23 protein-coding genes and 1 tRNA gene are annotated in these 22,157 nt (G+C 62.2%); 19 read left to right on the top strand and 5 right to left on the bottom strand.

Features of this window, described 5'->3' with window-relative positions; translation table 11 throughout:
* Positions 1-80: 80 nt before the first annotated feature.
* Positions 81-272 carry a PIN domain-containing protein gene (locus tag THIMADRAFT_RS27965; protein ID WP_007193969.1) on the top strand — a complete coding sequence of 64 codons (192 nt, stop codon included), beginning with the start codon at positions 81-83 and terminating at the stop codon, positions 270-272.
* A 156-nt stretch (positions 273-428) separates the two neighbouring features.
* Here THIMADRAFT_RS27965 and THIMADRAFT_RS15270 read toward each other — a convergent pair.
* Positions 429-504, bottom strand: a tRNA-Phe gene (locus tag THIMADRAFT_RS15270).
* A 198-nt stretch (positions 505-702) separates the two neighbouring features.
* Here THIMADRAFT_RS15270 and gatC point away from each other — a divergent pair.
* The 4 genes from gatC (at position 703) to THIMADRAFT_RS15250 (ending at position 5,055) form a co-directional block, all read left to right on the top strand.
* Positions 703-990, top strand: coding sequence for an Asp-tRNA(Asn)/Glu-tRNA(Gln) amidotransferase subunit GatC (gatC, locus tag THIMADRAFT_RS15265; protein WP_007193968.1), 288 nt, complete (start codon positions 703-705; stop codon positions 988-990).
* Positions 991-1,002: 12 nt separating this feature from the next.
* Positions 1,003-2,457, top strand: a complete 1,455-nt coding sequence (gene gatA / locus THIMADRAFT_RS15260) for an Asp-tRNA(Asn)/Glu-tRNA(Gln) amidotransferase subunit GatA (protein WP_007193967.1) — start codon at positions 1,003-1,005, stop codon at positions 2,455-2,457.
* A 102-nt stretch (positions 2,458-2,559) separates the two neighbouring features.
* Positions 2,560-4,005, top strand: a complete 1,446-nt coding sequence (gene gatB / locus THIMADRAFT_RS15255; RefSeq protein ID WP_007193966.1) for an Asp-tRNA(Asn)/Glu-tRNA(Gln) amidotransferase subunit GatB — start codon at positions 2,560-2,562, stop codon at positions 4,003-4,005.
* Positions 4,006-4,170: 165 nt separating this feature from the next.
* Positions 4,171-5,055, top strand: coding sequence for a DMT family transporter (locus tag THIMADRAFT_RS15250; protein WP_007193965.1), 885 nt, complete (start codon positions 4,171-4,173; stop codon positions 5,053-5,055).
* 73 nt (positions 5,056-5,128) lie between these two features.
* Here THIMADRAFT_RS15250 and THIMADRAFT_RS15245 read toward each other — a convergent pair whose 3' ends face one another.
* The 3 genes from THIMADRAFT_RS15245 to THIMADRAFT_RS15235 form a co-directional block, all read right to left on the bottom strand.
* Positions 5,129-6,193: a glycosyltransferase family 2 protein gene (locus THIMADRAFT_RS15245; protein ID WP_007193964.1), complete on the bottom strand. Its 1,065-nt coding sequence runs from the start codon at positions 6,191-6,193 to the stop codon at positions 5,129-5,131.
* Positions 6,190-6,594 (bottom strand): GtrA family protein, encoded by a 405-nt coding sequence (locus tag THIMADRAFT_RS25780; RefSeq protein WP_007193963.1) that lies wholly within the window; start codon positions 6,592-6,594, stop codon positions 6,190-6,192. The genes THIMADRAFT_RS15245 and THIMADRAFT_RS25780 overlap by 4 nt, the downstream gene beginning before the upstream one ends.
* Before the next feature lie 134 nt (positions 6,595-6,728).
* A complete protein-coding gene (locus THIMADRAFT_RS15235; RefSeq protein WP_007193962.1) occupies positions 6,729-8,345 on the bottom strand; it encodes a hypothetical protein in 1,617 nt (538 codons plus the stop codon).
* A gap of 274 nt (positions 8,346-8,619) precedes the next feature.
* On the opposite strand from THIMADRAFT_RS15235, the gene THIMADRAFT_RS15230 reads away from it, so the two are divergent.
* The 10 genes from THIMADRAFT_RS15230 (at position 8,620) to THIMADRAFT_RS15185 (ending at position 16,046) form a co-directional block, all read left to right on the top strand.
* On the top strand, positions 8,620-9,669 hold the full coding sequence (locus THIMADRAFT_RS15230; RefSeq protein WP_007193961.1) for a quinone-dependent dihydroorotate dehydrogenase: 1,050 nt from the start codon (positions 8,620-8,622) through the stop codon (positions 9,667-9,669).
* A gap of 202 nt (positions 9,670-9,871) precedes the next feature.
* Entirely contained in the window at positions 9,872-10,477 is a 606-nt protein-coding gene (gene hisB, locus THIMADRAFT_RS15225; RefSeq protein ID WP_007193960.1) for an imidazoleglycerol-phosphate dehydratase HisB, read from the top strand.
* Between the two features lie 81 nt (positions 10,478-10,558).
* Complete coding sequence (hisA, locus tag THIMADRAFT_RS15220) at positions 10,559-11,299, top strand: 1-(5-phosphoribosyl)-5-[(5-phosphoribosylamino)methylideneamino]imidazole-4-carboxamide isomerase (RefSeq protein WP_007193959.1); 741 nt, start codon at positions 10,559-10,561, stop codon at positions 11,297-11,299.
* A 69-nt stretch (positions 11,300-11,368) separates the two neighbouring features.
* Positions 11,369-11,764, top strand: coding sequence for a phosphoribosyl-AMP cyclohydrolase (hisI, locus tag THIMADRAFT_RS15215; protein ID WP_007193958.1), 396 nt, complete (start codon positions 11,369-11,371; stop codon positions 11,762-11,764).
* 6 nt (positions 11,765-11,770) lie between these two features.
* Complete coding sequence (locus THIMADRAFT_RS15210; protein ID WP_007193957.1) at positions 11,771-12,088, top strand: phosphoribosyl-ATP diphosphatase; 318 nt, start codon at positions 11,771-11,773, stop codon at positions 12,086-12,088.
* Between the two features lie 192 nt (positions 12,089-12,280).
* Positions 12,281-12,541 carry a twin-arginine translocase TatA/TatE family subunit gene (gene tatA / locus THIMADRAFT_RS15205; protein WP_007193956.1) on the top strand — a complete coding sequence of 87 codons (261 nt, stop codon included), beginning with the start codon at positions 12,281-12,283 and terminating at the stop codon, positions 12,539-12,541.
* A gap of 65 nt (positions 12,542-12,606) precedes the next feature.
* The gene (gene tatB, locus THIMADRAFT_RS15200) at positions 12,607-12,978 is read left to right on the top strand and encodes a Sec-independent protein translocase protein TatB (protein WP_007193955.1); all 372 of its coding nucleotides are present in this window, start codon (positions 12,607-12,609) and stop codon (positions 12,976-12,978) included.
* A gap of 111 nt (positions 12,979-13,089) precedes the next feature.
* Positions 13,090-14,289, top strand: a complete 1,200-nt coding sequence (gene tatC, locus THIMADRAFT_RS15195) for a twin-arginine translocase subunit TatC (RefSeq protein ID WP_007193954.1) — start codon at positions 13,090-13,092, stop codon at positions 14,287-14,289.
* A 273-nt stretch (positions 14,290-14,562) separates the two neighbouring features.
* Positions 14,563-15,543, top strand: a complete 981-nt coding sequence (locus THIMADRAFT_RS15190) for a LysR family transcriptional regulator (RefSeq protein WP_007193953.1) — start codon at positions 14,563-14,565, stop codon at positions 15,541-15,543.
* 167 nt (positions 15,544-15,710) lie between these two features.
* A complete protein-coding gene (locus tag THIMADRAFT_RS15185; RefSeq protein WP_007193952.1) occupies positions 15,711-16,046 on the top strand; it encodes a helix-turn-helix domain-containing protein in 336 nt (111 codons plus the stop codon).
* 45 nt (positions 16,047-16,091) lie between these two features.
* Here the strand turns inward: THIMADRAFT_RS15185 and THIMADRAFT_RS15180 are convergent, their stop codons facing one another.
* The gene (locus THIMADRAFT_RS15180; protein ID WP_007193951.1) at positions 16,092-16,538 is read right to left on the bottom strand and encodes a cache domain-containing protein; all 447 of its coding nucleotides are present in this window, start codon (positions 16,536-16,538) and stop codon (positions 16,092-16,094) included.
* A gap of 285 nt (positions 16,539-16,823) precedes the next feature.
* Here THIMADRAFT_RS15180 and urtA point away from each other — a divergent pair, with 285 nt between their 5' ends.
* From urtA to urtD, 4 genes are all read left to right on the top strand, one after another.
* Complete coding sequence (urtA, locus tag THIMADRAFT_RS15175; RefSeq protein ID WP_007193950.1) at positions 16,824-18,125, top strand: urea ABC transporter substrate-binding protein; 1,302 nt, start codon at positions 16,824-16,826, stop codon at positions 18,123-18,125.
* Positions 18,126-18,458: 333 nt separating this feature from the next.
* The gene (urtB, locus tag THIMADRAFT_RS15170) at positions 18,459-20,096 is read left to right on the top strand and encodes an urea ABC transporter permease subunit UrtB (protein ID WP_007193949.1); all 1,638 of its coding nucleotides are present in this window, start codon (positions 18,459-18,461) and stop codon (positions 20,094-20,096) included.
* Between the two features lie 118 nt (positions 20,097-20,214).
* Positions 20,215-21,327: an urea ABC transporter permease subunit UrtC gene (gene urtC / locus THIMADRAFT_RS15165; protein ID WP_233490266.1), complete on the top strand. Its 1,113-nt coding sequence runs from the start codon at positions 20,215-20,217 to the stop codon at positions 21,325-21,327.
* On the top strand, positions 21,324-22,154 hold the full coding sequence (gene urtD / locus THIMADRAFT_RS15160; RefSeq protein ID WP_007193947.1) for an urea ABC transporter ATP-binding protein UrtD: 831 nt from the start codon (positions 21,324-21,326) through the stop codon (positions 22,152-22,154). Before urtC ends, urtD begins: the two co-directional genes overlap by 4 nt.
* The last annotated feature ends 3 nt before the right edge of the window (positions 22,155-22,157 follow it).

Genomic DNA, 22,157 nt, shown 5'->3' with positions numbered 1-22,157 from the left:
ACGGTGTCGTCGCGGCGCGCGACGAGATCGCCCGTTATTAAAGGCCGAGTATCAGTCTGATCACCTGGATGGAGGTGCTGGTGGGCACTGCACCCGACGAGGCACCGCCGGTGCGCAGTTTTCTGAGGCGCTTCGAGTGTATGGGGATCGATACCGCCATCGCCGAACGCGCCGTCGCGCTGCGGCAAGCCAAGCGCCTGAAGCTTCCGGATGCCATCATCCTCGCCACTGCCATGGAGCACAGTGCCCTATTGGTCACTCGCAATACCTAAGGATTTCCCGGAGGACGAACCTGGCATCCGCGGACCCTACTCGTTCTAGCGGCGCCTTGAGCATCCGAGGGGCGATGGCCGCGCCGGCGACAACGAACAGCCAAGAGTCAGGGACAGAAAAATCGATGGGGCTATTGTTTCAAGTCATTGTTTTGATGGTGCCCAGGGGCGGAATCGAACCACCGACACGAGGATTTTCAGTCCTCTGCTCTACCAACTGAGCTACCTGGGCTTTGAGATCCGCTCCCGTTGCGGGTAGCGGAGCCGCTTATTAAAGCCGTAAGACTTGAGTTCGTCAAGACGTACGATTGTCCGATCGTGCGGCGGGTCTCCATTGCCGCGTTCGCAGCGTCGGGAGTCACGCCCGCAAGTTCCGCGTCTCGCGCGGCTGTGCTATGTTGCGCGGCTTGTCAATCACGCTGGATCGGTCATGTCATTGGATGCCTCCGACATCGAGAAGATCGCCCATTTGGCGCGGCTCGAGATCGCGCCCGAGTCGATCGAGCGCTATGCCGCGGATCTCTCCAACATCCTCGACCTGGTTGCGCAGATGGACGCGGTCGACACCACGGGCGTCGAGCCGATGGCGCACCCGCTGCATATGAGCCAACGCGTGCGACCGGACCGCGTGTCGGAGCACGACCAGCGCGAGCTGTTCCAGGCCATCGCCCCCTTGACCGAGGGCGGTCTCTATCTGGTTCCCAAGGTCATCGACTGACGCCGAGCACTCATGCAGAACAAATCGATCGCCCAAATGGCCGCGGAGCTGAGGCTGCGCAACTACTCAAGCGTAGAGCTCACCCGTCACTATCTGGAGCGCATCGCGCGCCTGGATCCGCGCCTGAACAGCTTCATCAGCGTCGCGAGCGAATCCGCGCTGGCGGCGGCGGAGCGTGCCGATCGCGCGATCGCCTCGGGCGATGCCGGGCCGCTCGCCGGGATTCCGATCGCGCACAAGGACATCTTCTGCACGGCGGGGATCAAGACCAGTTGCGGCTCGCGGATGCTCGACAACTTCATCGCGCCCTACGATGCGACGGTCGTCGAGCGTCTCGCCGCAGCCGGGGCGGTCGTCTTGGGCAAGACCAACATGGACGAGTTTGCCATGGGCTCTTCGAACGAGACGAGCTACTACGGCCCTGTTCATAACCCGTGGGACGCCGATCGCGTGCCGGGCGGCTCCTCGGGCGGATCGGCCGCCGCAGTCGCCGCGAGGCTCTGCGCGGCGGCCACCGGGACGGATACGGGCGGGTCGATCCGCCAGCCTGCGGCGCTCTGCGGCATCACCGGCATCAAGCCGACCTACGGCCGCTGCTCGCGCTGGGGCATGATCGCCTTCGCCTCCTCGTTGGATCAGGCCGGCGTGCTGGCCCGCTCGGCGGCGGATGCGGCCTGTTTGCTCGACGAGATGGCCGGGTTCGACCCGCGCGACTCCACCAGCGCCGACGTGGCCGTACCCGATTATGTCGATGCGCTCGATGACGACATCGCGGGCCTGCGCATCGGTTTGCCGAAGGAGTATTTCGGCGAGGGGCTCGATCCGCGCGTGGCGGCGTCCGTGCAGGATGCGATCAAGGAGTACGAGCGACTCGGTGCGAAGGTCAAGGAGATCAGCCTGCCGAACAGTCCGCTCTCGGTGCCGGTCTACTATGTCGTCGCGCCGGCCGAGTGCTCGTCCAACCTCGCGCGTTTCGACGGGGTGCGCTACGGCCATCGCTGCGAGAACCCGCAGGATCTCGAAGACCTCTACAAGCGCAGTCGCGCGGAGGGCTTCGGTGACGAGGTGCAGCGTCGCATCATGATCGGCACCTATGTGCTCTCTGCGGGCTACTACGATGCTTACTATCTGAAGGCGCAGAAGATCCGACATCTCATTGCCGACGACTTCGCGCGCGCCTTCGAGGATGTCGATGTCGTCATGGGGCCGACTGCGCCGTCGACCGCCTTTGCGCTCGGCGCCAAGACGGACGACCCGGTGGCCATGTATCTCAACGACATCTACACCATCGCGACCAACCTCGCGGGCCTGCCCGGGATGTCGATCCCGGTCGAGCCGGTCGAGGGGTTGCCCGTCGGTTTGCAGATCATCGGCAACTACTTTCAAGAGGCCCGCCTGCTGAATGTCGCGCATCGCTTCCAGCATGTGACGCATTGGCATCAGGGCGCGCCGTCCGGGTTCGAGTGATCGGCGAGCGCGTCGCCCGGCGCGCCATGAAAGGCTTCATAGAGTGAGCGACATGAGATGGCAGGTTTGCCGACTGTAGGATCGCGACATAGGTTATAGAGCATGCAATGGGAAACCGTGATCGGGCTTGAGATCCATACTCAGCTCGCGACCCAATCGAAGATCTTCTCCGGTGCATCGACCGCTTTCGGCGCCTCGCCCAACACGCAGGCCTGCGCGATCGATCTGGGTCTGCCTGGGGTGCTGCCGGTGCTCAATGCCGAAGCGGTGCGTCTGGCCGTGCGTTTCGGTCGGGCGATCGGTGCCGAGGTGGCGCCGCGTTCGGTGTTCGCTCGCAAGAATTACTTCTATCCGGACCTGCCGAAGGGCTACCAGATCAGTCAGTACGAGCTGCCCATCGTCGGCGAGGGACGCGTGGAGATCGTGCTCGGCGACGGGTCGGTCAAGTCGATCGGGGTGACGCGTGCGCACCTGGAAGAGGACGCCGGCAAGTCCTTGCACGAGGAGAACCTCGCGGGCGGCGGCTACACGGGCATCGATCTGAATCGGGCCGGCACGCCGCTGCTTGAGATCGTCTCGGAGCCGGATATGCGAACGCCTCAGGAGGCCGTGGCCTACGCGCGTAAGATCCATCAGCTCGTGCGTTGGATCGGTATCAGCGACGGCAACATGCAGGAAGGCTCCTTCCGGGTCGATGCCAACGTCTCGGTGCGCCCGCTCGGTCAAACGCGCTTCGGTACCCGCACCGAGATCAAGAATTTAAACTCTTTCCGCTTCATCGAGCGTGCCATCCAGTTCGAGGTCGAGCGTCAGATCGACGTGATCGAAGGCGGCGGGAGCGTGGTGCAGGAGACCCGGCTCTATGACCCGGAGCGCGACGAGACCCGTCCCATGCGCTCCAAGGAAGAGGCCAACGATTACCGCTACTTTCCGGATCCGGACCTGCTCCCGGTCGAGATCGATGTCGCCTTCATCGTCGAGGCCGTCGCGGATCTCCCCGAGCTGCCCGACAGCATGCGCGAGCGATTCCACACCCAATACGGGCTCGGCGAGTACGACGCCAGTCTGCTGACCGCCGGGCGCGAGCTTGCACAGTATTTCGAGGCGGTGGTGCAGGCCACCGCCGAGCCCAAGCTGGCCGCCAACTGGGTCAACGGCGAGCTGGCCGCGGCGCTGAATCGCTCCGAGATCGACATCGCGCAGAGCCCGGTCTCCGCGGCCATGCTCGCCGGCCTCATCCATCGGATCCAGGACGGCACCGTCTCCGGCAAGCTCGCCAAACAGGTCTTCGAGGCGATGTGGAGCGGCGAGGGCGACGCCGACAGCGTCATTCAGGCGCGCGGGCTGCGACAGATCACCGACAGCGGCGCGCTCGAGTCGATGATCGCGGCGATCGTCGCCGCCAACCCCGGCCAGGTCGAGCAATATCGTGCCGGCAAGGACAAGGTCTTCGGCTTCTTCGTCGGTCAGGTGATGAAGGAGAGCAAGGGCAAGGCCAATCCGCAGCAGGTCAACGAGATCCTGATGCGCGTGCTCGCAAGCGATTGAGGCCGATTCCCCGGCGACGGGGTCGGTCAGTCGCGCGGTTCAGGTTCGAGGGAGCGATGACCCTGCAATGGATTCCTTCGTCACGCGAATAGCCCCGATCGATCACGCGATCATCGGTCCTCATCTCCTGGTCGTCTCGGCGATCGGCTCCGAGTAAAGCCGCGCATGTCCCGAGACGCGACCTTGCCGCGGGCATCTCGCCGGCTTGCCCATGCCGCAGCCTGGATGGGGGTCGCCCTGACCTCCTTCGCGCTGCTCGCCGTCTCGGCGCGCGAGCTGCTGGACACCATGGAGCCGGTGCAGTTTCTCTTCGCGCGGACATTACTCGGTCTGCCGCTCCTGGTACCGCTGGCGCTGTGGTTGGCTCCCGGCTTTTACCGCACAGAACGCCTGAGACTGCACCTGCTGCGCAACATCTTCCATTACGGCGGGCAGGTCTGCTGGATTACCGCAATCGGCATGTTGCCGCTCGCGTTGGTGTTCGCGCTCGAGTTCACGACGCCTGTTTGGGCGGCCGTGCTGGCGCTGCTGTTTCTCGGCGAGCGGTTGAATCGAGCCCGTGTCGCGGCACTCGCTTTGGGCGTGGCGGGTGTGCTCGTCATCACCCGACCGGGGGCGCAGCCGCTCGACCTCGGTGTCCTGATCGGCTTGGCGGCAGCGGTCGGCTTCGCGGTGAGTCTGACGGCGACCAAGGGACTCACGCGCTACGACGGCGTCTTCACCATCCTCTTTTGGATGCTGGCGATGCAGCTTCTGATCGGCCTCGTCCCTGCGCTGCTGGTTTGGCAGCCGGTTACCTGGGCCGACGCGCCCTGGCTGCTGGTTGCGGCGGCCACCGGGATCAGCGCTCATCTGGGTATCGCCAAGGCGTTTCAGCACGCCGACGCGACGGTCGTGCTGCCGATGGATTTTCTGCGCCTGCCGCTCATCGCCTTGGTCGGGGCGCTCTTCTACGGCGAGGGACTCGATCCTTGGGTCATCGCCGGCGCCGCGCTGATCTTTATCGGGAACGAGTACAGCTTGCGGCGTGAGAGGCGGGGTTTGGCCTAGCCCCTCCTGGCGTGATCCCGGCATGGTGATGCCGGTGCTTTGCGACCCTCCGAGGGCTTAGGGCTCCATCCGCCTAGGGGTGGGGGATCGGCCCCGCCGCGGACGGATGGCTGGTGTCGCACCGGAGGTCGCGCTCGTCTTGTCTCGGGCGCTCGTAGGTCTCGACCAGATAGAGTGGCCGGCCTTTGGTCTCGTTGAACATCCGTCCGAGATATTCGCCCAAGACACCGATGGCGGCGAGCTGAACCCCGCCGAGGAAGAGGACCGCAACCATGAGGGACGGATAGCCGGCGACGGGCTCTCCATAACGCAAGGTCTTGTAGATGATCCAGCTTGCGTAGAGGAATGCCGTCATGGCCGTGATCAGCCCGACATAGCTGGCCGCCTTGAGCGGGGCGGTGCTGAAGGACGTAATCCCCTCGATCGCGAATCCCCACAACTTGTGATAATTCCATTTGGTCACCCCGGCACTACGGCGGTCGCGATGGTAGGTCACGGCGGTTTGTCGATAACCGATCCACGCAAACAGGCCCTTCATGAATCGATGCTGCTCGCGCAGCCGGCACAGGGCGTCGACCGCGCGGCGGCTGAGCAGACGGAAATCGCCCGTGTCCTTGGGGATCTCGATCGGGCTCATGCCACCGATGACGCGGTAGAAATAGCGTGCACTCAGCTTCTTCAGAGCGCTCTCGCCGTCGCGCGACAGGCGCGTCGCGTAGACGACGTCGTAGCCCTGGCTCCAACGCGTCATAAGCTCGGGGATCAGCTCGGGCGGATCCTGGAGGTCGGCGTCGATGATGACGGTGGCCTCGCCCCGACTGTGATCCAGTCCCGCCGTCATCGCGATCTCCTTGCCGAAGTTCCGGCTGAGATTCAAGACGGCCACCCGCGGATCGGCGGAATGCAGTCGATAGAGGATGTCCAGCGTCGCGTCGCGGCTGCCGTCGTTGACGTAGATCAGCTCGGCAGTGACGCCAAGCCCGTCGATCACGGCCGAAAGACGCCGATGAAGCTCATCGAGCACCTCTGCCTCGTTATAGGCGGGTACGATGATCGAAAGCGTCGGGCGTTCTTTGACTCTGGCTGCAGCGCGTTGGGCGGATGACGTGTAGAGCGAATCGGGATCCTTGAGACTCATAGCGCATCGCTCTCGCGAAAGGTCCAGAGACTATTCAAGACGAAATTGAGTAGGAACACGCTTGCCGTGGCGACTACTTGGACGAGAAGGTAATTAAATCCGAGGCTGTCGACGCCCATGTGGACAATGAAGGTGTTCAACAGCCCGGTGACGATTGCGATCAATGCGAATTTAGGTCCCGCGTCACGATGCGTCTTCGTGCTGTTGAACGTGTAACGATGATTCAGGAGATAATTCACAAGTGCGCCCGCGCCGAACCCTACTGTTGTTGCGGCGGTCGGATTCAAATTCCCGATCTCGACCAAGAGGATCAGCGTCGCATAGTGGGCGATGGTGCCGACCGCCCCAACGATCCCGAAGGACAAAAGCCTTCGAGATGCGGACGCAACGAAAGTGAACATAAGTGATCTCCGCGAACGTAGGGTGCGTCGTGGTAGTTTAGCGGGGTTGCGCGGATCGTGCGGTCTGAGTTCCGGGCGGCTCTGCATCCCGTCTCGTCTCGGCCGTATCTCTGATTTGAACGGGATCTTCGATGTTAACGATTGTCGTTCCAAACGAGCGAAAAATCTTCGGGAAGCGAGTAATATTTCTTGATCCATTTCTCGATCTGCGGTTTGTCGTAAGGCATTTGTTCAGCGTATCGCGGGTCGTTGAGTTTGAGGAGGTCGATCGAGTTTCGAGGGCTTCCCTCGTAATTAAGTTCGTGGCTTGCCGCAACCAGTTTCGCATGATTGACGGAGTTCGCTTCGAAGTTTGATTTATACCCCGAATAAATGCTGCCTGCATTTGAAATGGCGAATGGTAGTGTTGCCAGTATCGTCGCGTAAACAGCCGGCCCCAAGCCGGCTCGAAAGGCTTGGATGAAAATGAACGTCACCGGGACAACCATCAGGAAGAAGAACGTCAGCAATGATCGCCCGGCGACTCCCGGTGCTGCCAACAATACAATCAATGAAGTGATTGCGCCGACATAGATGGAAACTGCGATCACGTCGAATTGGAATGGCTTCCTTAAATGGAATAAGAGTGCGCCGTACAGAAGTAGCGCCGCAGTAAAGAACGCTAGAAGCGATAGGCTGTAGCTGATGCCGAGCAAGAGCAAGGACGAGAGCAGCACGGCAAGCGCGTTGGGCTTGCTTGGCGAGGATCTGATAAGCAAGACGAGCAAGAAAATGAAGGAGGCCGAAAGTAGGGCTAGAATTGTGCGTGCCTCCTGGTGGACGAATATCCAATTCACCAAGGATTCGGCGTTGAGGGTTAGAGTGTCCGTCAGGTTCTCGGAAGGAAAAGTCGATACGTTTTTTCTGTGGAAATTCCCCGGCGCGAATATCGTGATAAGAGCGATCGCAAAGACGGGGCTTGTGAGTTTTAGGTCTCTGGAAATGCGATTTGTATCGAGTCCGTAAAAGGCGCTGAGTGCCATATACGAAACAAGAAATGCCGAAACTGCGAAAGACATCTGCTCATGAAATGCGGCAGCGCAGGTCAGGAGTATTGTCGAGGTAATATCGAGTGTTCTTCGTTTTTGAATCAAACGGGCCGCGAACAAGAAAAGAGGGATACCCCAAACGTAGGCGATCGACGCGGAAAACCAATATAGTCCGCCGACGGCTGAATACTGCGGTAGCGACAAGAAGTAGACGATCGGGACAATTGTCAGTGGGTGAATAAAGTTTTTCTGCGGTGAAATCCTAATAGCAAGAAAAACGATGGCGAATATGATTCCGACTTGCGCTAGCCTGACATATTCAATTCCGAGCTTGAAGAGGTTTATTTGAACAAAAAATGCAACGATCCGGCCCGACCAATTCATGTACTCTCCGTAGAGGAAGGAGAGCATCTGCGTCAGGTTGAAGTTCTGACCAGTAAATCCCGTTTGCTCGCCGACATAGGATAAGGTTGCATATCCCCAATCGTCGTGATACGGGAAGACCAGGTTATGTTGAGCGAATAAGTAGGCAATGAAGCCGAGAATGGCGATAGCGGATAGGGCCGGCGCCGTCTGTTTTGAGGTAAACGCATGCATCTGGTCCCATCCGGGAAGTGCATTGTTCGCGCGCGAAAAGGAATGGCTGGTTAGCTTTCGGATCGTCATTTTGGCATCGCCGGTAAGCTTTCGATCGGATTCAGCGGTGTCGTTGTTCGGAATCATTCAGCCCGCAGATTGCGGCTCGTGCTTCGCGGCCGGAGCGATCGCGGGGTGTGGGGCCGAAGCGCAAGCGCCCAGGGCCTGTCTATAGCCGCGGCTCGTCTCGGGAACCGGCGCGGCGGCCAGCAGGAGTGGCACGCATTTTTGGTGCGGAGGGGCCGTGCCCGGTTGCCTAATCTTCGCATGGTAGCGTGTATGCTGAATAGCCTTACGGGCCGGGCGTTGATCTTCCCGTTTTCGATATTGTTGCGAGTTTCATGGAGTTTGGAGTCGTAGTATGAGTATGTTCGAGAGTGGGATGGGGCGATTTTGGTCCTTGGCGAGACCGGTTTTGTTTCGTCTCGACGCCGAGCGCGCTCACGAGTCGACGCTGGCGCTTCTTGGGTTCTGGTCTCGCGCCTTTTCAGGCCGTTTGGGTGCCGGCGACCTTGCCCGTGCGCCGGGACGGGCCGTCGACGCGATGGGCTTGCGCTTCCCGAACCCGATCGGACTCGCGGCGGGCCTGGACAAGGACGCCGTTGCCGTGCCGGCCTGGCAGGCGCTGGGTTTCGGCTTCATCGAGGTCGGTACCATCACCGCCTTGGCGCAACCCGGCAACCCGAAACCGCGCCTCTTTCGTCTGCCGGCGGACGAGGCGCTGATCAACCGGATGGGTTTCAACAACGCGGGGGCGGATGCGGCGGCGGTTCGGCTGGAGCGGTTGCGCGCGCGGGAAATCCTCGAGGTTCCCTTGGGCGTCAACCTGGGTAAGTCCAAGGTCACGCCGGCGGAGGAGGCGGCCGACGACTATCGGCGCAGCTTCGAGCGTGTCGGGCATCTCGCGGATTACGTGGTCGTGAACATCTCAAGCCCGAACACGCCCGGCTTGCGGGATCTGCAGCGGGTCGACGAGGTGATGCGGATTATCGAGACGATCCAGGGGCCGAACCAGCGTCTCGCGCACCCACGGCCTCTGCTGGTGAAGCTTGCGCCGGACCTCGCCGACGAGGACGCCGTCGACTGTGCCCGTGCTGCACTGGATGCAGGCTGTACCGGCCTGATTCTGACCAACACGAGCATCCGCTTCGATGCGCTGCGCAGCAGCACCGAAGGGATGAGCGGCGGTCTATCGGGTCGGCCTATCCTGGAGCGCAGTACCGCCCTGCTGCGCTTGGTTCGGGAGGCTGTCGGTCCTGCCCCGGTGCTCGTCGGTGTCGGGGGAATCATGGATCCTGCGGGCGCGGCGTCTAAGCTCGCGGCCGGGGCGGATCTCGTGCAGATCTACAGCGGACTCATTTATCGTGGCCCCGGATTCGTGCGTGAGCTGCTGCGCGGGATGTCTAGCTAAACCGCGTCTCATGGCGAGATGCTCACTGTCGACTGAGCTCGGCGTTTGGTGCATCCACGGCCCTCGGCGGGTAGGTAGTTGAATGCCTGCCTCGTCGGGAGGTTGTGCGTCGTGGTTTCCGGTGTTTGCGGCCGGCGCCCTTATGTGGCGCGGATCGGCTATGGTTTAATGCTGGCTTGAGAGCCAAAGACACTGCTTCAACATGACCCGCGACAGCACCAACCGTAAGGCCCGAGTCGAGCGCGATACCCTGGAGACCCGGATCCGAGTCTCACTGGATCTGGACGGTTCCGGGCGCTCGAATCTGAAGACGGGCGTGCCTTTCCTGGACCACATGCTCGATCAGGTCGCGCGACACGGTCTGATCGATCTCGACATCCAGGCCGAAGGCGATCTGCATATCGACGCCCACCACACGGTCGAAGACATCGGCATCACGCTCGGTCAGGCCTTGGCGCAGGCGCTCGGGGACAAGAAGGGCCTGCGTCGCTACGGTCACGCTTACGTCCCGTTGGACGAGGCCCTGTCGCGAGTCGTGGTCGATCTGTCCGGTCGGCCCGGGCTGGAGTTCAATGTCGATTTCACCCGCGCCATGATCGGCGGCTTCGACGTCGACCTCTTCCGAGAATTCTTCCAAGGCCTGGTGAACCACGCGGCCGTCACCTTGCACATCGACAATCTGCGCGGCGCCAACGCGCACCACCAGGCCGAGACCGTCTTCAAGGCGTTCGGGCGTGCCTTGCGCATGGCCGTGGAGCCGGATCCGCGGATGGCCGGGATCACCCCGTCCACCAAGGGCGCGCTTTGAGACGCGATCCACATCGCCGCCGTTGCCGGGGTTCTCGGCCGCGAGGCGCCTATCCGACATCCGACAGCGAGTGACCGATCCATGCTGCTGATTCCCGCAATCGATTTGAAGGACGGCCGCTGTGTGCGCCTGCGTCAAGGCCGGATGGACGAGGCGACGGTCTTCTCCGACGACCCGGTCGACACCGCCGCACGTTGGGTCGGCGAGGGCGCGCGCCGACTGCATTTGGTCGACCTCAACGGCGCCTTTGCCGGTATGCCGGTCAACGGCGAGGCCATTCGCGGCATTGCCGAGGCCTTCCCCGAGCTACCGATCCAGGTCGGCGGGGGGATCCGTGACGAGGCCACCATCGCGGCTTATCTGAGCGCCGGGGTGACCTACTGCATCATCGGGACCCAGGCGGTGAAGGAACCCGTCTTCGTCGAACGGGCCTGTCGGTCCTTTCCCGGTCAGATCATGGTCGGACTGGATGCGAAGGACGGACAGGTCGCCATCGAGGGCTGGGCGCAGGTCACCGAGCACCAGGCGGAGGATTTGGCGAAGCGCTTCGAGGACGCCGGTGTCGCGGCCATCATCTATACGGATATCGGCCGCGACGGCATGATGAACGGGCCCAACGTGGAGGCGACCAGGGCGTTGGCCGGGGCGATCCGCATCCCGGTGATCGCCTCCGGTGGCATCACGGTGATCGACGACGTGCGTGCGCTCGCCGAGGTGGCGAGCTGCGGCATCATCGGGGCCATCACGGGGCGCGCGATCTACGAAGGCACGCTCGATTTCGCCGAGGGCCAGCGCCTCGCGGACAGCTTGAGTCCGCGTTGAGCCGGGACGAATACCACACGCGCGGAGCCGGATGTCATCGACACCGGCGTGGCCGCGGGGAGATCGAGAATGTCTGACGATTGGCTCGACGCCATCCACTGGGATGATCAGGGACTGGTGCCGGCGATTGCGCAGGAGCGCGCGACCGGGACCATTCTGATGATGGCCTGGATGAATCCGGAGTCATTGCGGCTGACGCGCGAGACCGGACACGCGGTCTACTGGTCGCGTTCGCGCGGACGGCTGTGGCACAAGGGCGAGGAGTCTGGCCACCAGCAGGTGGTGCACGCTATTCGGATCGACTGCGATGCGGACGTGGTGCTCCTCGAGGTCGAGCAGAAGGGCGGGATCGCCTGCCATACCGGACGTCACAACTGCTTCTTCCGCGAGCTCGATGCGCAGGGGCGCTGGGTCGAGATCGCGCCCGTACTGAAAGATCCGCAGACGATTTACGGTAAGGTTTAATCGACCATGAATGACTTGCTCGAGCGGTTGTCCGATGTTCTGGAGTCGCGAAAGGAGGCGGATCCGGGAAGCTCCTATGTCGCGGGCCTTTATTCCAAAGGTCTCGATGCCATCCTCAAGAAGATCGGGGAGGAAGCGACCGAAACCGTTATGGCGGCCAAGGACGGTGTCCCCGAGAAGATCGTGCACGAGGTGGCGGATCTTTGGTTTCACACGCTGGTCCTGCTTGCGCAGCAGGGTCTCGGACCCGGCGATGTTCTTGCGGAGCTGGATCGTCGTTTCGGCCTGTCGGGTCTGGAAGAAAAGGCCGGGCGTAAATCTTGACCCTGATCGCGTGCTCGGCCTTGGCTTGTCGAGGACTAACCGCCTCTACGCGATTGCGGTATGATCCGGGCGCTTCCGCAACTCCGGGACAGGGGTACGGAAGACATCGAAAATCCAGCCGAGGGCGTTGTGCTCCGTCGGCTTCCCCACTGAATCGAGTCGACCGTCTCAGTCGACGGTACGGAGGAAAACATGGGCGCTGGTGGCATCAGTATCTGGCAGCTTCTGATCATCCTGGTCATCGTTCTGCTGTTGTTCGGGACCAAACGACTCAAGGGCATCGGCTCGGATCTGGGCAATGCGGTGAAGGGGTTCCGCAGTGCAATGTCGGAGAGCGAGAAGGCCGAGGAAGAAGCCGAGGCAAAGCGGGTCGAGCAGACCGCCGAGAAGCGCGTCGCCGAAGGCGACGCCGCCAAACGCGAGCCGGCGAAGCCATCGGATAAATCCGCCTAAGGCGTTGTCTTCGAAGGCGTTTCCCCCAAAGCGTCCACTTAGCGAGGCGGTCACGCGAGGTTGCCATGTTCGACATGGGTTTCTGGGAGCTGTTGGTGATCGGCGTCGTGGCCCTCGTTGTCATCGGTCCCGAGCGCCTGCCGAAGGTTGCGCGCATCGCGGGACTTTGGCTTGGACGTGCGCGCCGCACCCTGTCATCGGTTCAAGAGGACATCCGGCGCGAACTCAAGGCCGACGAGCTTAAGGAGATTCTCGACAAACAGGCGCGCAGCCGCCCGCTCGAGAGCATCCTCGAAGAACCGGCGAAACCACGCTCCCGGGCGCCGGCCTCGGGCACCGAGGCCGTATCCACACCGCCTCGGGACCAGACACCCGCGGGGGGCGGCGAGGCGACCTCGACCCGCCCTCAAACCGAGCGAGACACCTCCGCGAGCTGATCGGGGTCGATCCGGCGACCCGACCCACGCCTGTCGGGCAAGCCGACGGACGTGTCGCTCGCCCGGTCCGCTCGCGGATCCGCCATACAACCTGCGACGAGAACATCACCCATGTCCCCCGCGATGCAGCCCGACGATCCGGGTGCCGAACAGCCTTTCGTCTCCCATTTGATCGAGCTGCGCGATCGTCTGATCCGCATGTCGATCGCCATCTTCGTGGTGTTCCTGGCGCTTTTCCCGTTCGCCAACGAGATCTATACCTTCGTGGCGGCGCCCTTGATGGCGCAGTTGCCGGAGGGCAATACGATGATCGCCACCCAGGTGGCCGCGCCCTTTCTGACGCCTTTCAAGTTGGCCCTGATCGCTGCGGTGTTCCTGGCGATGCCCTTCCTGCTCTACCAGTTCTGGGGGTTCATCGCGCCCGGGCTCTACAAGCACGAAAAGCGGTTGGCGACGCCGCTGCTGATCTCGAGCATCATCCTGTTCTACGTCGGTGTCGCGTTCGCCTACTTCGTCGTCTTCCCGCTGATCTTCGCGTTTCTGTCGGCGTCCACGCCGGATGGCGTGGCGATGATGACGGACATCTCGGCCTATCTGGACTTCGTGCTGGCCTTGTTCTTCGCCTTCGGAATCGCCTTCGAGATCCCGATCGCCACCATCTTGCTGGTGGCGGCCGGCATCACGACGCCGGCCGCCCTCGCCTCGAAGCGTCCTTACGTGATCGTCGGTGCCTTTGTCGTGGGTATGCTCCTGACGCCGCCGGATGTCATCTCCCAGACCTTGCTTGCCGTGCCCATGTGGTTGCTGTTCGAGCTGGGGATTGTCTTTTCGAAGGTCCTGGTGGGGCGGCGCGCGACGGTCACCGACGAGGATCCGGATCCGGACGCCTCGGGCAGCGCATTTTCGTCATCGCCGTCAGCCCCCGAGGGTCCGGCCGGCGGATCGAGCCCGGGCCGAGTGACGCCGCGGCCCGAGCTGCGGGAGATCGGGCGCGATCTCGATCCGCACTTCGACGATCCGGATCGCTGGCAGCCGTTAAGCGAATCCGAGATGGAGGCCGAGCTGGATCTGATCGAGGCCGAAGAGATCTCGAAGACGCCTCGAAACCCTGACTCGCACCCGGCAGACACGGCGCGCACCACGTCCCCCGCAATCAACTCGGTCGAGGAGAAGATTCGGCGGGCGAACCGACTGCGCGAGCTCGGCAGCACCTTCGCCGCGCGTACGGTGCTCTACGAGGTTCTGGAGGAGGGCGATGCCGATCAACGCCGCGTGGCGCGCAACATCCTTAATCAGCTCGACGAGGCTTGAGCGGTTCCACGGCGCCTGTCCTCGATCGGCGCCATTGTTCGGGTTTTTCCTCCATCCGGCACTTGGCCGCATCCTGTGTCATGCAAGGCTCCGACAGCCTTGCATGATTGCGTTCATACGATGTCGTTCGCCAGCTCGGTCACGCGAGATCCGGCCGTAGCGCCTCTCGCCCGGCGCGTGGCGCATCGCCTGTTGCGTTGAAATAATTGCTTCTTTCAATGCCTCTGCTGAGATAGTATAGTTTTTACCACCATTACGAAGATCGAAATCCCGATGGGCTCAGGATCCCAAATTCACTATAAACAGAATCGACTCAAACAACTGCGGGCTTTTTGCCACGCGGCGCGCACCGGCAGCGTCAGCGCTGCGGCCGAGAAGATCTTTCTCAGTCAACCCACCGTGTCTTTGCAGATTCAAGCGCTGGAGCGCGAGTTCAGCACGGTCTTGTTCGAGCGGCGCGGCCCGAAGATCAAGCTGACCCCCGAAGGCGATTTGCTCTTCCAGATGGCCGAGCCTCTGGTCGAGGGTATGGACAAGCTGCACGAGGCCTTCGCGACGCAATGCGGCCGGGTCGATCGCGGTGTGCTGAACGTCGCCGCCGGCGAGTCGACCATCCTCTATATCCTGCCTGACCCGGTACGCGCCTTCGTGGATCAGTATCCGGGAATCGAGCTGAAGATGCACAACGTGACCGGCCGCGACGGTCTGGCAATGCTGCGCGCCGACGAGGTGGACCTCGCCGTAGGCTCCATGATGGATGTACCGGACGACATCACCTACCGTCCGTTCGTCACCTATCAGCCGACGCTGATCACGCCGATGGATCATCCCCTCGCGGGTCGGGAATCGGTGACCCTCGAGGAGATCGCACCCTACGGCTTGATCCTTCCGCCGCGTCATCTCAGCACCTGGCGGATGGTCGATCTGGTGTTCAAGCAACACAGCCTGGCCTATCGGGTCACTTTGGAGGCTGGCGGCTGGGAGGTCATCAAGAAATATGTCGAATTGGGCCTCGGAATCTCGATCGTTACGGATGTCTGTCTGACGGGTGACGAAAACTTGAGTAGAATCCCGCTATCTCAGTATTTCCCGAAGCGCAGCTACGGCATTGTACAGAGACGCGGGAAATTTCTGTCGCCCCAAACCAAGTGTTTCATCAAGACGCTTGATCGAGCGTTTGCGGACCGGATCGTAGAACCGCAACCTCAAACCGTGGGCGATGTCGAAGAATGGGAAGATGCTTTTCTGGGATGATGGCTCGGCTTTCGGCCGCACAGGAGGGCACCGGAGGCTTTTCGAGGGCGACATCATGTGTCTTTTGCCCTCGCGCGCATCGCGAATGTGCCAGGTCCTAACAGGATTTGTGTACACTAAAAACCAACCGAATACCACTGACATCAGGTGAGAAGAGCCAAACAATTATGGATCTCACAAAACGCATCGGGCAGCGCTTACGCGCTGCCCGCCAAGATCAGAAGCTGAGCTTATCGGAGCTTTCCGGTCGTACCGAATCGCTCTCCAAATCGCGCATCAGCAACTATGAGCAGGGGATTCGCCGAATGGGTCTCGAAGAGGCTCAAGAGCTTGCGGTTGCGCTCGGCACCGTGACCCCGACGTACCTTCTGTGTCTTGACGACACCGATCCGCTCTCGGCGCGTGAGCGCGAGCTTGTCGAGTATTTTCGGCAGGCCGACGAGCGCGGTAAGGAGACGATCGCCAAGGTTGCTTCGGACCAGTCCGGCTTCGCCGCGGACTAGCGTCGGCATGCCGCTATGCGCGGCATGCCTTAGGCTCGAAACGCGCTACTTGTAGGCTCCGACTCCGCAGAAGAAGCCCTGGTCGTTCGTCATCACATAGCTGGTCTTCTCGCGAATCTCTTCGGTGCCCGGATAGGGCCAGTTGTAGTCGACCCAACCCTCGCCCGTGCTGCTCGCAACGGCGATCATGTTCTTGAAGAGCGTATCGCCGTACTTGTCGAAATCCAGAAGATTCTTCCCGACCAGCTCCGGTTTGATCGCGTGCGACAGCATCACGCCGTCCATGTCCATGCAGAAGACATAGAGGTCGCGATCTTGGAAGCCGCCGTCCGAAGCGGCGAAGAGCGCAAAGGCCTGCTCGCTTCCCATCTCGTTGACGGCCGCCTGCGCCTTCTGGGACATGGCCTTCGCGTCGTCCGGCGAAGCCATATCGGCGCCGATCGCGTTGCCCGTCATCAACACTGCCGCCGCTACAAGCAGAAGTTTGTGCATTCTCCGTCTCCTTTACCGATATTTATGTGGTTTTGCGGCGACGACGATAGTACAGATTCCGAACTAGATCCAGGTTGTTCGATCTTGGAGCGTGGAGGGTCGCCGAGCGCGCCGTTTTCTTCGTCGCTCGCACCAATGCAGTGCGCTCTCTCCCGTGGAAGGTCACGCGGGGCCCCCAAACACGAGTCGATTCTTGTGGCCGGCATTTTGCTTGGTGTGCTGCCGGACGTCCTCGTCCGCGAACCCATCACTCACGTGACTCACGATCAACAGGAGCCAGAACGTATGCTTAGACGCGACCCGATCAAATCGATCTTGCTCGGCACGGGCCTGGCCGTTGGCCTCGCCGCCGGCTCCGTGGCTCAGGCCGCGGACGACACCATCAAGGTCGGGGTCCTGCACTCGCTCTCGGGCACCATGGCCATCAGCGAAACGACACTGAAAGACACCGTCTTGATGCTGGTGGACGAGCAGAACAAGAAGGGCGGACTGCTCGGCAAGCAGCTCGAGGCCGTCGTCGTCGACCCCGCGTCGGATTGGCCGCTGTTCGCCGAGAAGGCGCGCGAGCTGCTGACACAGGACAAGGTCGCCGTGGTCTTCGGGTGCTGGACCTCGGTGTCCAGGAAATCCGTGTTGCCTGTCTTCGAAGAGCTCAACGGCTTACTCTTCTACCCGGTGCAGTACGAAGGCGAGGAGTCCTCGAAAAACGTCTTCTACACGGGTGCCGCGCCCAATCAGCAAGCGATTCCGGCCGTCGACTACCTGAAAGACGAGCTCGGCGTCGAGCGTTGGGTGCTCGCCGGCACTGATTATGTCTATCCGCGGACCACCAACAAGATCCTCGAAGCCTACCTCAAGCAGAATGGCGTGGCGGAAGAGGACATCATGATCAACTACACGCCGTTCGGTCACTCCGATTGGCAGTCCATCGTCTCCGATATCAAGCGTTTCGGCTCCGAAGGCAAGAAGACCGCCGTGGTCTCGACGATCAACGGCGACGCCAACGTCCCCTTTTATAAAGAGCTGGGCAACCAGGGCGTCTCCGCCGAGGATATCCCGGTCGTCGCCTTCTCGGTCGGCGAGGAAGAACTCTCGGGCATCGACACCAAGCCGCTGGTCGGCCATCTCGCCGCCTGGAACTATTTCATGAGCGTCGACGACCCGGCCAACGCGACCTTTATCGAGACCTGGCACGGCTTCACCAAGAACGACAAGCGCGTGACCAACGACCCGATGGAGGCGCACAAGATCGGCTTCGATCTGTGGGTGCAAGCGGTCGAGAAGGCCGGCACAACGGATCCCGACGCGGTGGGGGCCGCGATCATCGGCCTGGAGACCAAGAACCTCACGGGCGGAACCGCCACGATGCTGCCGAATCATCACATCACCAAACCGGTGCTGATCGGAGAGATTCAGGAAGACGGGCAGTTCGCCGTGGTCTGGGAAACCGAAGAAGAGGTCCCGGGCGACGCTTGGTCGGACTTCCTCGAAGGCTCCAAGGACCTCACCGCCGATTGGACCCCTCCGGTCATGTGCGGCAACTTCAATACGGTGACCAAGACCTGTCTCGGCGCTCAGGCGCAATAGGACAGTTGAACCGCGTCCGGCGAGTGATGCGCAGTGCGAGTTGCGGGCTCACCCTGATGTGAGCCCGTCTGCGCGGCGGTGGACGCGGTTCAAGTGATTCTCGGGATCGGTTTAGGTGATTTCGTGGACGGGATCCACCGGCGTGCAGCGGTGAATGAATTCGCCGCAGTTCTTTTGGACACGCGCAGTCGGAATGTTTCTTCCAAAGATGGCCCGGTTCGGTAAGCCCTCGTCCGGCCTGCTCGACGCGTCTGCAAGCCGCGTCGACCTCTGATTTCGCCGATGAACCAATGGGCTGCTACCAGACAGCCTCCGACCGCAGCGAGTATCAAGATGCCCCTGAGTCCGACTAGCCGATCGCGACGACTCCCGCGCCTTGCGGACCTTGGCCTCGTCTATGGTTTCCTGATTCTGATGTGGCTGCCGCTCGGCAGTCTGGCCGATGAGATCGATTCGGCCTTGATCGATCTGAGCGACCGCTCGTTCGACGTGAAGCAGGCCGCAGTCGAGGCGATCGCCATCGGGGGTGACCCCCGCGCGGCAGGGCTCTTCCAAGCGCTCTTGGCCGGTGACCTCTACGCCCGCAAGGACGATCGGCGGCCCGTGTTGGTCACGCCCGCCCCCGGCGGCTATCGGCTCACCGACGCTTTCCACGGCAGCGACCTCGGCGAGGTCGAGCGCGGCGCCGTCAAGAAGATCACGATCAACAACCGGATGCGCAACCAACTGCGTACGGCGATCGCCGCCCTCACCCTGGCGAGTCCCGATCCGGCCATTCGGCTCGAAGCCGCGCAGCAGATGCTGGGGGACGCCGACCCGATGGTGATCGAGGCGATCCGCGAGCAGCTCGGGCGCGAGGACGATCAGCGCGTGCGCGACTATCTCGACCTGAGTTTGGCGCTCGCGAGCCTGCGCGACGAGGACCCTGCGGTCCGGCTCGCCTCGGTCGAGACCCTTGCGGGAAGTCTCTATCCTGAATCGCGCAACGCCCTGAGCACGTTGCTGAACGTCGAGTCCGACCCACAGGTGCGTGTTGCCGCCGAGCGCGCGCTCGCCGCAACCGAGCAACGGCTCAAGCTCAACGCGGCGGCGGAGACGCTCTTCTTCGGACTCAGTCTCGGGTCGGTCTTGGTGCTCGCGGCCATCGGCCTGGCGATCACCTTCGGTGTCATGGGCGTCATCAACATGGCCCATGGCGAGCTGATCATGATCGGGGCCTACACGACCTATCTCGTGCAGCAGGCGATGCCCGGATTCCTCGACTATTCCCTGTTTGTCGCGATCCCGGCGGCCTTCGTCGTCGCTGGGTTGCTGGGCATCCTGATCGAGCGCACCGTGATCCGCTTCCTCTACGGTCGACCGCTCGAGACATTGCTCGCCACCTTCGGCATCAGTCTGATCCTTCAGCAACTGGTACGTACGACGATTTCGGCCCAAAACGTGGCCGTGCAGAATCCGTCCTGGATGAGCGGTGCGCTTCAGATCAACCCTGCCTTGGCCTTGACCTACAACCGGCTCTACATCCTGTTCTTCTCGCTGATCGTCTTCGTGGCCTTGCTGCTCATCCTCAAGCGCACTGCTCTGGGACTACAGGTGCGGGCGGTCGCCCAGAACCGGGCGATGGCGCGCTCGATGGGTGTCCGCTCGGCACGGGTCGATGCACTGACATTCGGCCTGGGTGCCGGTGTCGCGGGTGTCGCCGGTGTCGCCTTGTCCCAGCTGACCAACGTCGGCCCCAATATGGGGCAGGCCTATATCATCGACTCCTTCATGGTCGTGGTCTTCGGCGGGGTCGGCAATCTCTGGGGGACCTTGGTCGCCGGCTTGACTTTGGGTGTTGCCAACAAGTTGATGGAGCCCTGGGCGGGTGCCGTGCTCGCGAAGATCCTGGTGTTGGTCTTCATCATCCTCTTCATTCAGAAGCGTCCGCGCGGGCTCTTTCCCCAACGCGGACGTGCCGCCGACGGGTAAAGATGTCGTATCTGGCATGTCGTAACGAGCTCGCCGATCGGGCGACGCGCCGTCCACCCGATCGACAGATTGCGTTTTTTGCGGTCCCGGAGAGACAAGTATGGGTTTGGTCAGGATCATGAGGGGTGACAGAGGCGGACAGGCGATGCTGGCGGTCTTGCTGGTTGTCGCGGTCGTGGTGCCGATCCTGAATCTGGTCGTCCCCGAGTCCAGCCCCTGGCATGTCTCCACCTACACGGTGACCCTGCTCGGCAAATATCTGACCTACGCCTTGCTCGCGGTTGCGGTCGATCTGGTGTGGGGCTATCTGGGCATCCTGAGCCTGGGTCATGCCGCCTTCTTCGGATTGGGCGGTTATGCAATGGGCATGTATCTGATGCGCCAGATCGGCGATCGTGGTGTCTACGGCCATCCGGTGCTGCCGGACTTCATGGTCTTCCTGAACTGGCCCGAGCTGCCCTGGTTCTGGCACGGCTTCGACCTCTTTTGGTTTGCCGCGCTCATGGCCATCCTGGTCCCCGGGACCCTGGCCTTCATCTTCGGCTATCTCGCCTTCCGCTCACGGGTCACCGGTGTCTATCTCTCCATCATGACCCAGGCGCTGACCTATGCCCTGATGCTGGCCTTCTTCCGCAACGAGATGGGGTTCGGCGGGAACAACGGCCTGACCGACTTCAAGGACATCCTGGGCTTCGATCTGAAGAGCGACGCAACCCGGATCGGGCTCTTCCTTGCCTCGGCGGGTGCCTTGGCGCTGGGCTATCTGGCCTGCCGCTGGATCGTCACCTCGCGGCTCGGACGTGTGGCGGTCGCAATCCGCGATGCCGAGGCCCGCACCCGGTTCATCGGATACCGCGTCGATCGCGTGAAGCTGGCCATCTTCACCTTCTCGGCGATGCTCGCCGGGGTGGCCGGGGCGCTCTATGTCCCGCAGGTCGGCATCATCAATCCGGGCGAGTTCTCGCCGCTCAACTCGATCGAACTGGTGATCTGGGTGGCGATCGGCGGGCGGGCCACGCTCTACGGCGCCGTCATCGGCGCCATCCTGGTGAACTACGGCAAGACCTATTTCACCGGCGCCTTCCCCGAGGCATGGCTCTTCGCCTTGGGTGCGCTCTTCGTCGTCGTCACACTCTTCCTGCCCAAGGGCATCGCCGGATTGGTCGGCATGATTCGGACCTGGCGACGATCGCGATCCCCCGCCGGACCTCGAGCGGAGGCCGCGCCATGACGCCGGTCGAGCAATTACGCGAGTCCATGCGCAAGGACCGGCAGTGGAGCTTCATGTACTCCATGCTGGACCTGGATCTGGACGTCAGCCAGGGCGTGATCCTCTATCTGGAAGACGTCAGCGTCAGCTTCGACGGCTTCAAGGCAATCAATAACCTGAACTTCTACGTCAACGCCGGGGAGCTGCGCTGCGTGATCGGCCCCAACGGGGCCGGCAAGACCACCATGATGGACATCATCACCGGCAAGACGCGTCCGGATACAGGCAGTGCCTATTTCGGGCGGACCATCGATCTGCTGCGGCTCTCCGAGCCCGAGATCGCCGCGCTCGGGGTCGGCCGCAAATTCCAGAAGCCGACCGTCTTCGAGTCCCACAGCGTCTTCGAGAACCTCGAGCTCGCGATGGCCGGCGACAAACGCGTCTTCCCGACCCTGTTCGCCCGACTCGGCGGCGAGCAACGCGACCGCATCCACGAGGTTCTGGGCATCATCGGTCTCCAAGAGCAGACCCACCGCGAGGCCGGCGCACTCTCGCACGGCCAGAAACAGTGGCTCGAGATCGGCATGCTGCTGATGCAGGATCCTCATCTTCTGCTGGTCGACGAGCCGGTCGCCGGTATGACCCACCAGGAGATGGACCGCACGGCGGAGCTGCTGCTCTCGCTCGAGGGCAAGCATTCGGTGGTGGTGGTCGAGCACGACATGGATTTCGTTCGTTCCATCGCCAAGCGCGTGACCGTTCTGCATCAGGGCGCGGTCCTCGCCGAAGGCAGCATGGACGAGGTGCAGAACGACCCGCGCGTGGTCGAGGTCTATCTGGGGGAATAGCCC

It is taken from the genome of Thiocapsa marina 5811, assembly GCF_000223985.1.
GTDB classification, from domain to species: Bacteria; Pseudomonadota; Gammaproteobacteria; order Chromatiales; family Chromatiaceae; genus Thiocapsa; species Thiocapsa marina.
The sequence above is the reverse complement of the archived record's forward strand: the minus strand, read 5'-3'. Positions and strand labels throughout refer to the sequence as shown.

Bases quoted from the DNA above. Each gene is read 5' to 3' on its own strand.
- gatC (WP_007193968.1), top strand. From the start codon at position 703: ATGTCATTGGATGCCTCCGACATCGAGAAGATCGCCCATTTGGCGCGG.
- gatA (WP_007193967.1), top strand. From the start codon at position 1,003: ATGCAGAACAAATCGATCGCCCAAATGGCCGCGGAGCTGAGGCTGCGC.
- gatB (WP_007193966.1), top strand. From the start codon at position 2,560: ATGCAATGGGAAACCGTGATCGGGCTTGAGATCCATACTCAGCTCGCG.
- THIMADRAFT_RS15250 (WP_007193965.1), top strand. From the start codon at position 4,171: ATGTCCCGAGACGCGACCTTGCCGCGGGCATCTCGCCGGCTTGCCCAT.
- THIMADRAFT_RS15245 (WP_007193964.1), bottom strand. From the start codon at position 6,193: ATGAGTCTCAAGGATCCCGATTCGCTCTACACGTCATCCGCCCAACGC.
- THIMADRAFT_RS25780 (WP_007193963.1), bottom strand. From the start codon at position 6,594: ATGTTCACTTTCGTTGCGTCCGCATCTCGAAGGCTTTTGTCCTTCGGG.
- THIMADRAFT_RS15235 (WP_007193962.1), bottom strand. From the start codon at position 8,345: ATGATTCCGAACAACGACACCGCTGAATCCGATCGAAAGCTTACCGGC.
- THIMADRAFT_RS15230 (WP_007193961.1), top strand. From the start codon at position 8,620: ATGAGTATGTTCGAGAGTGGGATGGGGCGATTTTGGTCCTTGGCGAGA.
- hisB (WP_007193960.1), top strand. From the start codon at position 9,872: ATGACCCGCGACAGCACCAACCGTAAGGCCCGAGTCGAGCGCGATACC.
- hisA (WP_007193959.1), top strand. From the start codon at position 10,559: ATGCTGCTGATTCCCGCAATCGATTTGAAGGACGGCCGCTGTGTGCGC.
- hisI (WP_007193958.1), top strand. From the start codon at position 11,369: ATGTCTGACGATTGGCTCGACGCCATCCACTGGGATGATCAGGGACTG.
- THIMADRAFT_RS15210 (WP_007193957.1), top strand. From the start codon at position 11,771: ATGAATGACTTGCTCGAGCGGTTGTCCGATGTTCTGGAGTCGCGAAAG.
- tatA (WP_007193956.1), top strand. From the start codon at position 12,281: ATGGGCGCTGGTGGCATCAGTATCTGGCAGCTTCTGATCATCCTGGTC.
- tatB (WP_007193955.1), top strand. From the start codon at position 12,607: ATGTTCGACATGGGTTTCTGGGAGCTGTTGGTGATCGGCGTCGTGGCC.
- tatC (WP_007193954.1), top strand. From the start codon at position 13,090: ATGTCCCCCGCGATGCAGCCCGACGATCCGGGTGCCGAACAGCCTTTC.
- THIMADRAFT_RS15190 (WP_007193953.1), top strand. From the start codon at position 14,563: ATGGGCTCAGGATCCCAAATTCACTATAAACAGAATCGACTCAAACAA.
- THIMADRAFT_RS15185 (WP_007193952.1), top strand. From the start codon at position 15,711: ATGGATCTCACAAAACGCATCGGGCAGCGCTTACGCGCTGCCCGCCAA.
- THIMADRAFT_RS15180 (WP_007193951.1), bottom strand. From the start codon at position 16,538: ATGCACAAACTTCTGCTTGTAGCGGCGGCAGTGTTGATGACGGGCAAC.
- urtA (WP_007193950.1), top strand. From the start codon at position 16,824: ATGCTTAGACGCGACCCGATCAAATCGATCTTGCTCGGCACGGGCCTG.
- urtB (WP_007193949.1), top strand. From the start codon at position 18,459: ATGCCCCTGAGTCCGACTAGCCGATCGCGACGACTCCCGCGCCTTGCG.
- urtC (WP_233490266.1), top strand. From the start codon at position 20,215: ATGAGGGGTGACAGAGGCGGACAGGCGATGCTGGCGGTCTTGCTGGTT.
- urtD (WP_007193947.1), top strand. From the start codon at position 21,324: ATGACGCCGGTCGAGCAATTACGCGAGTCCATGCGCAAGGACCGGCAG.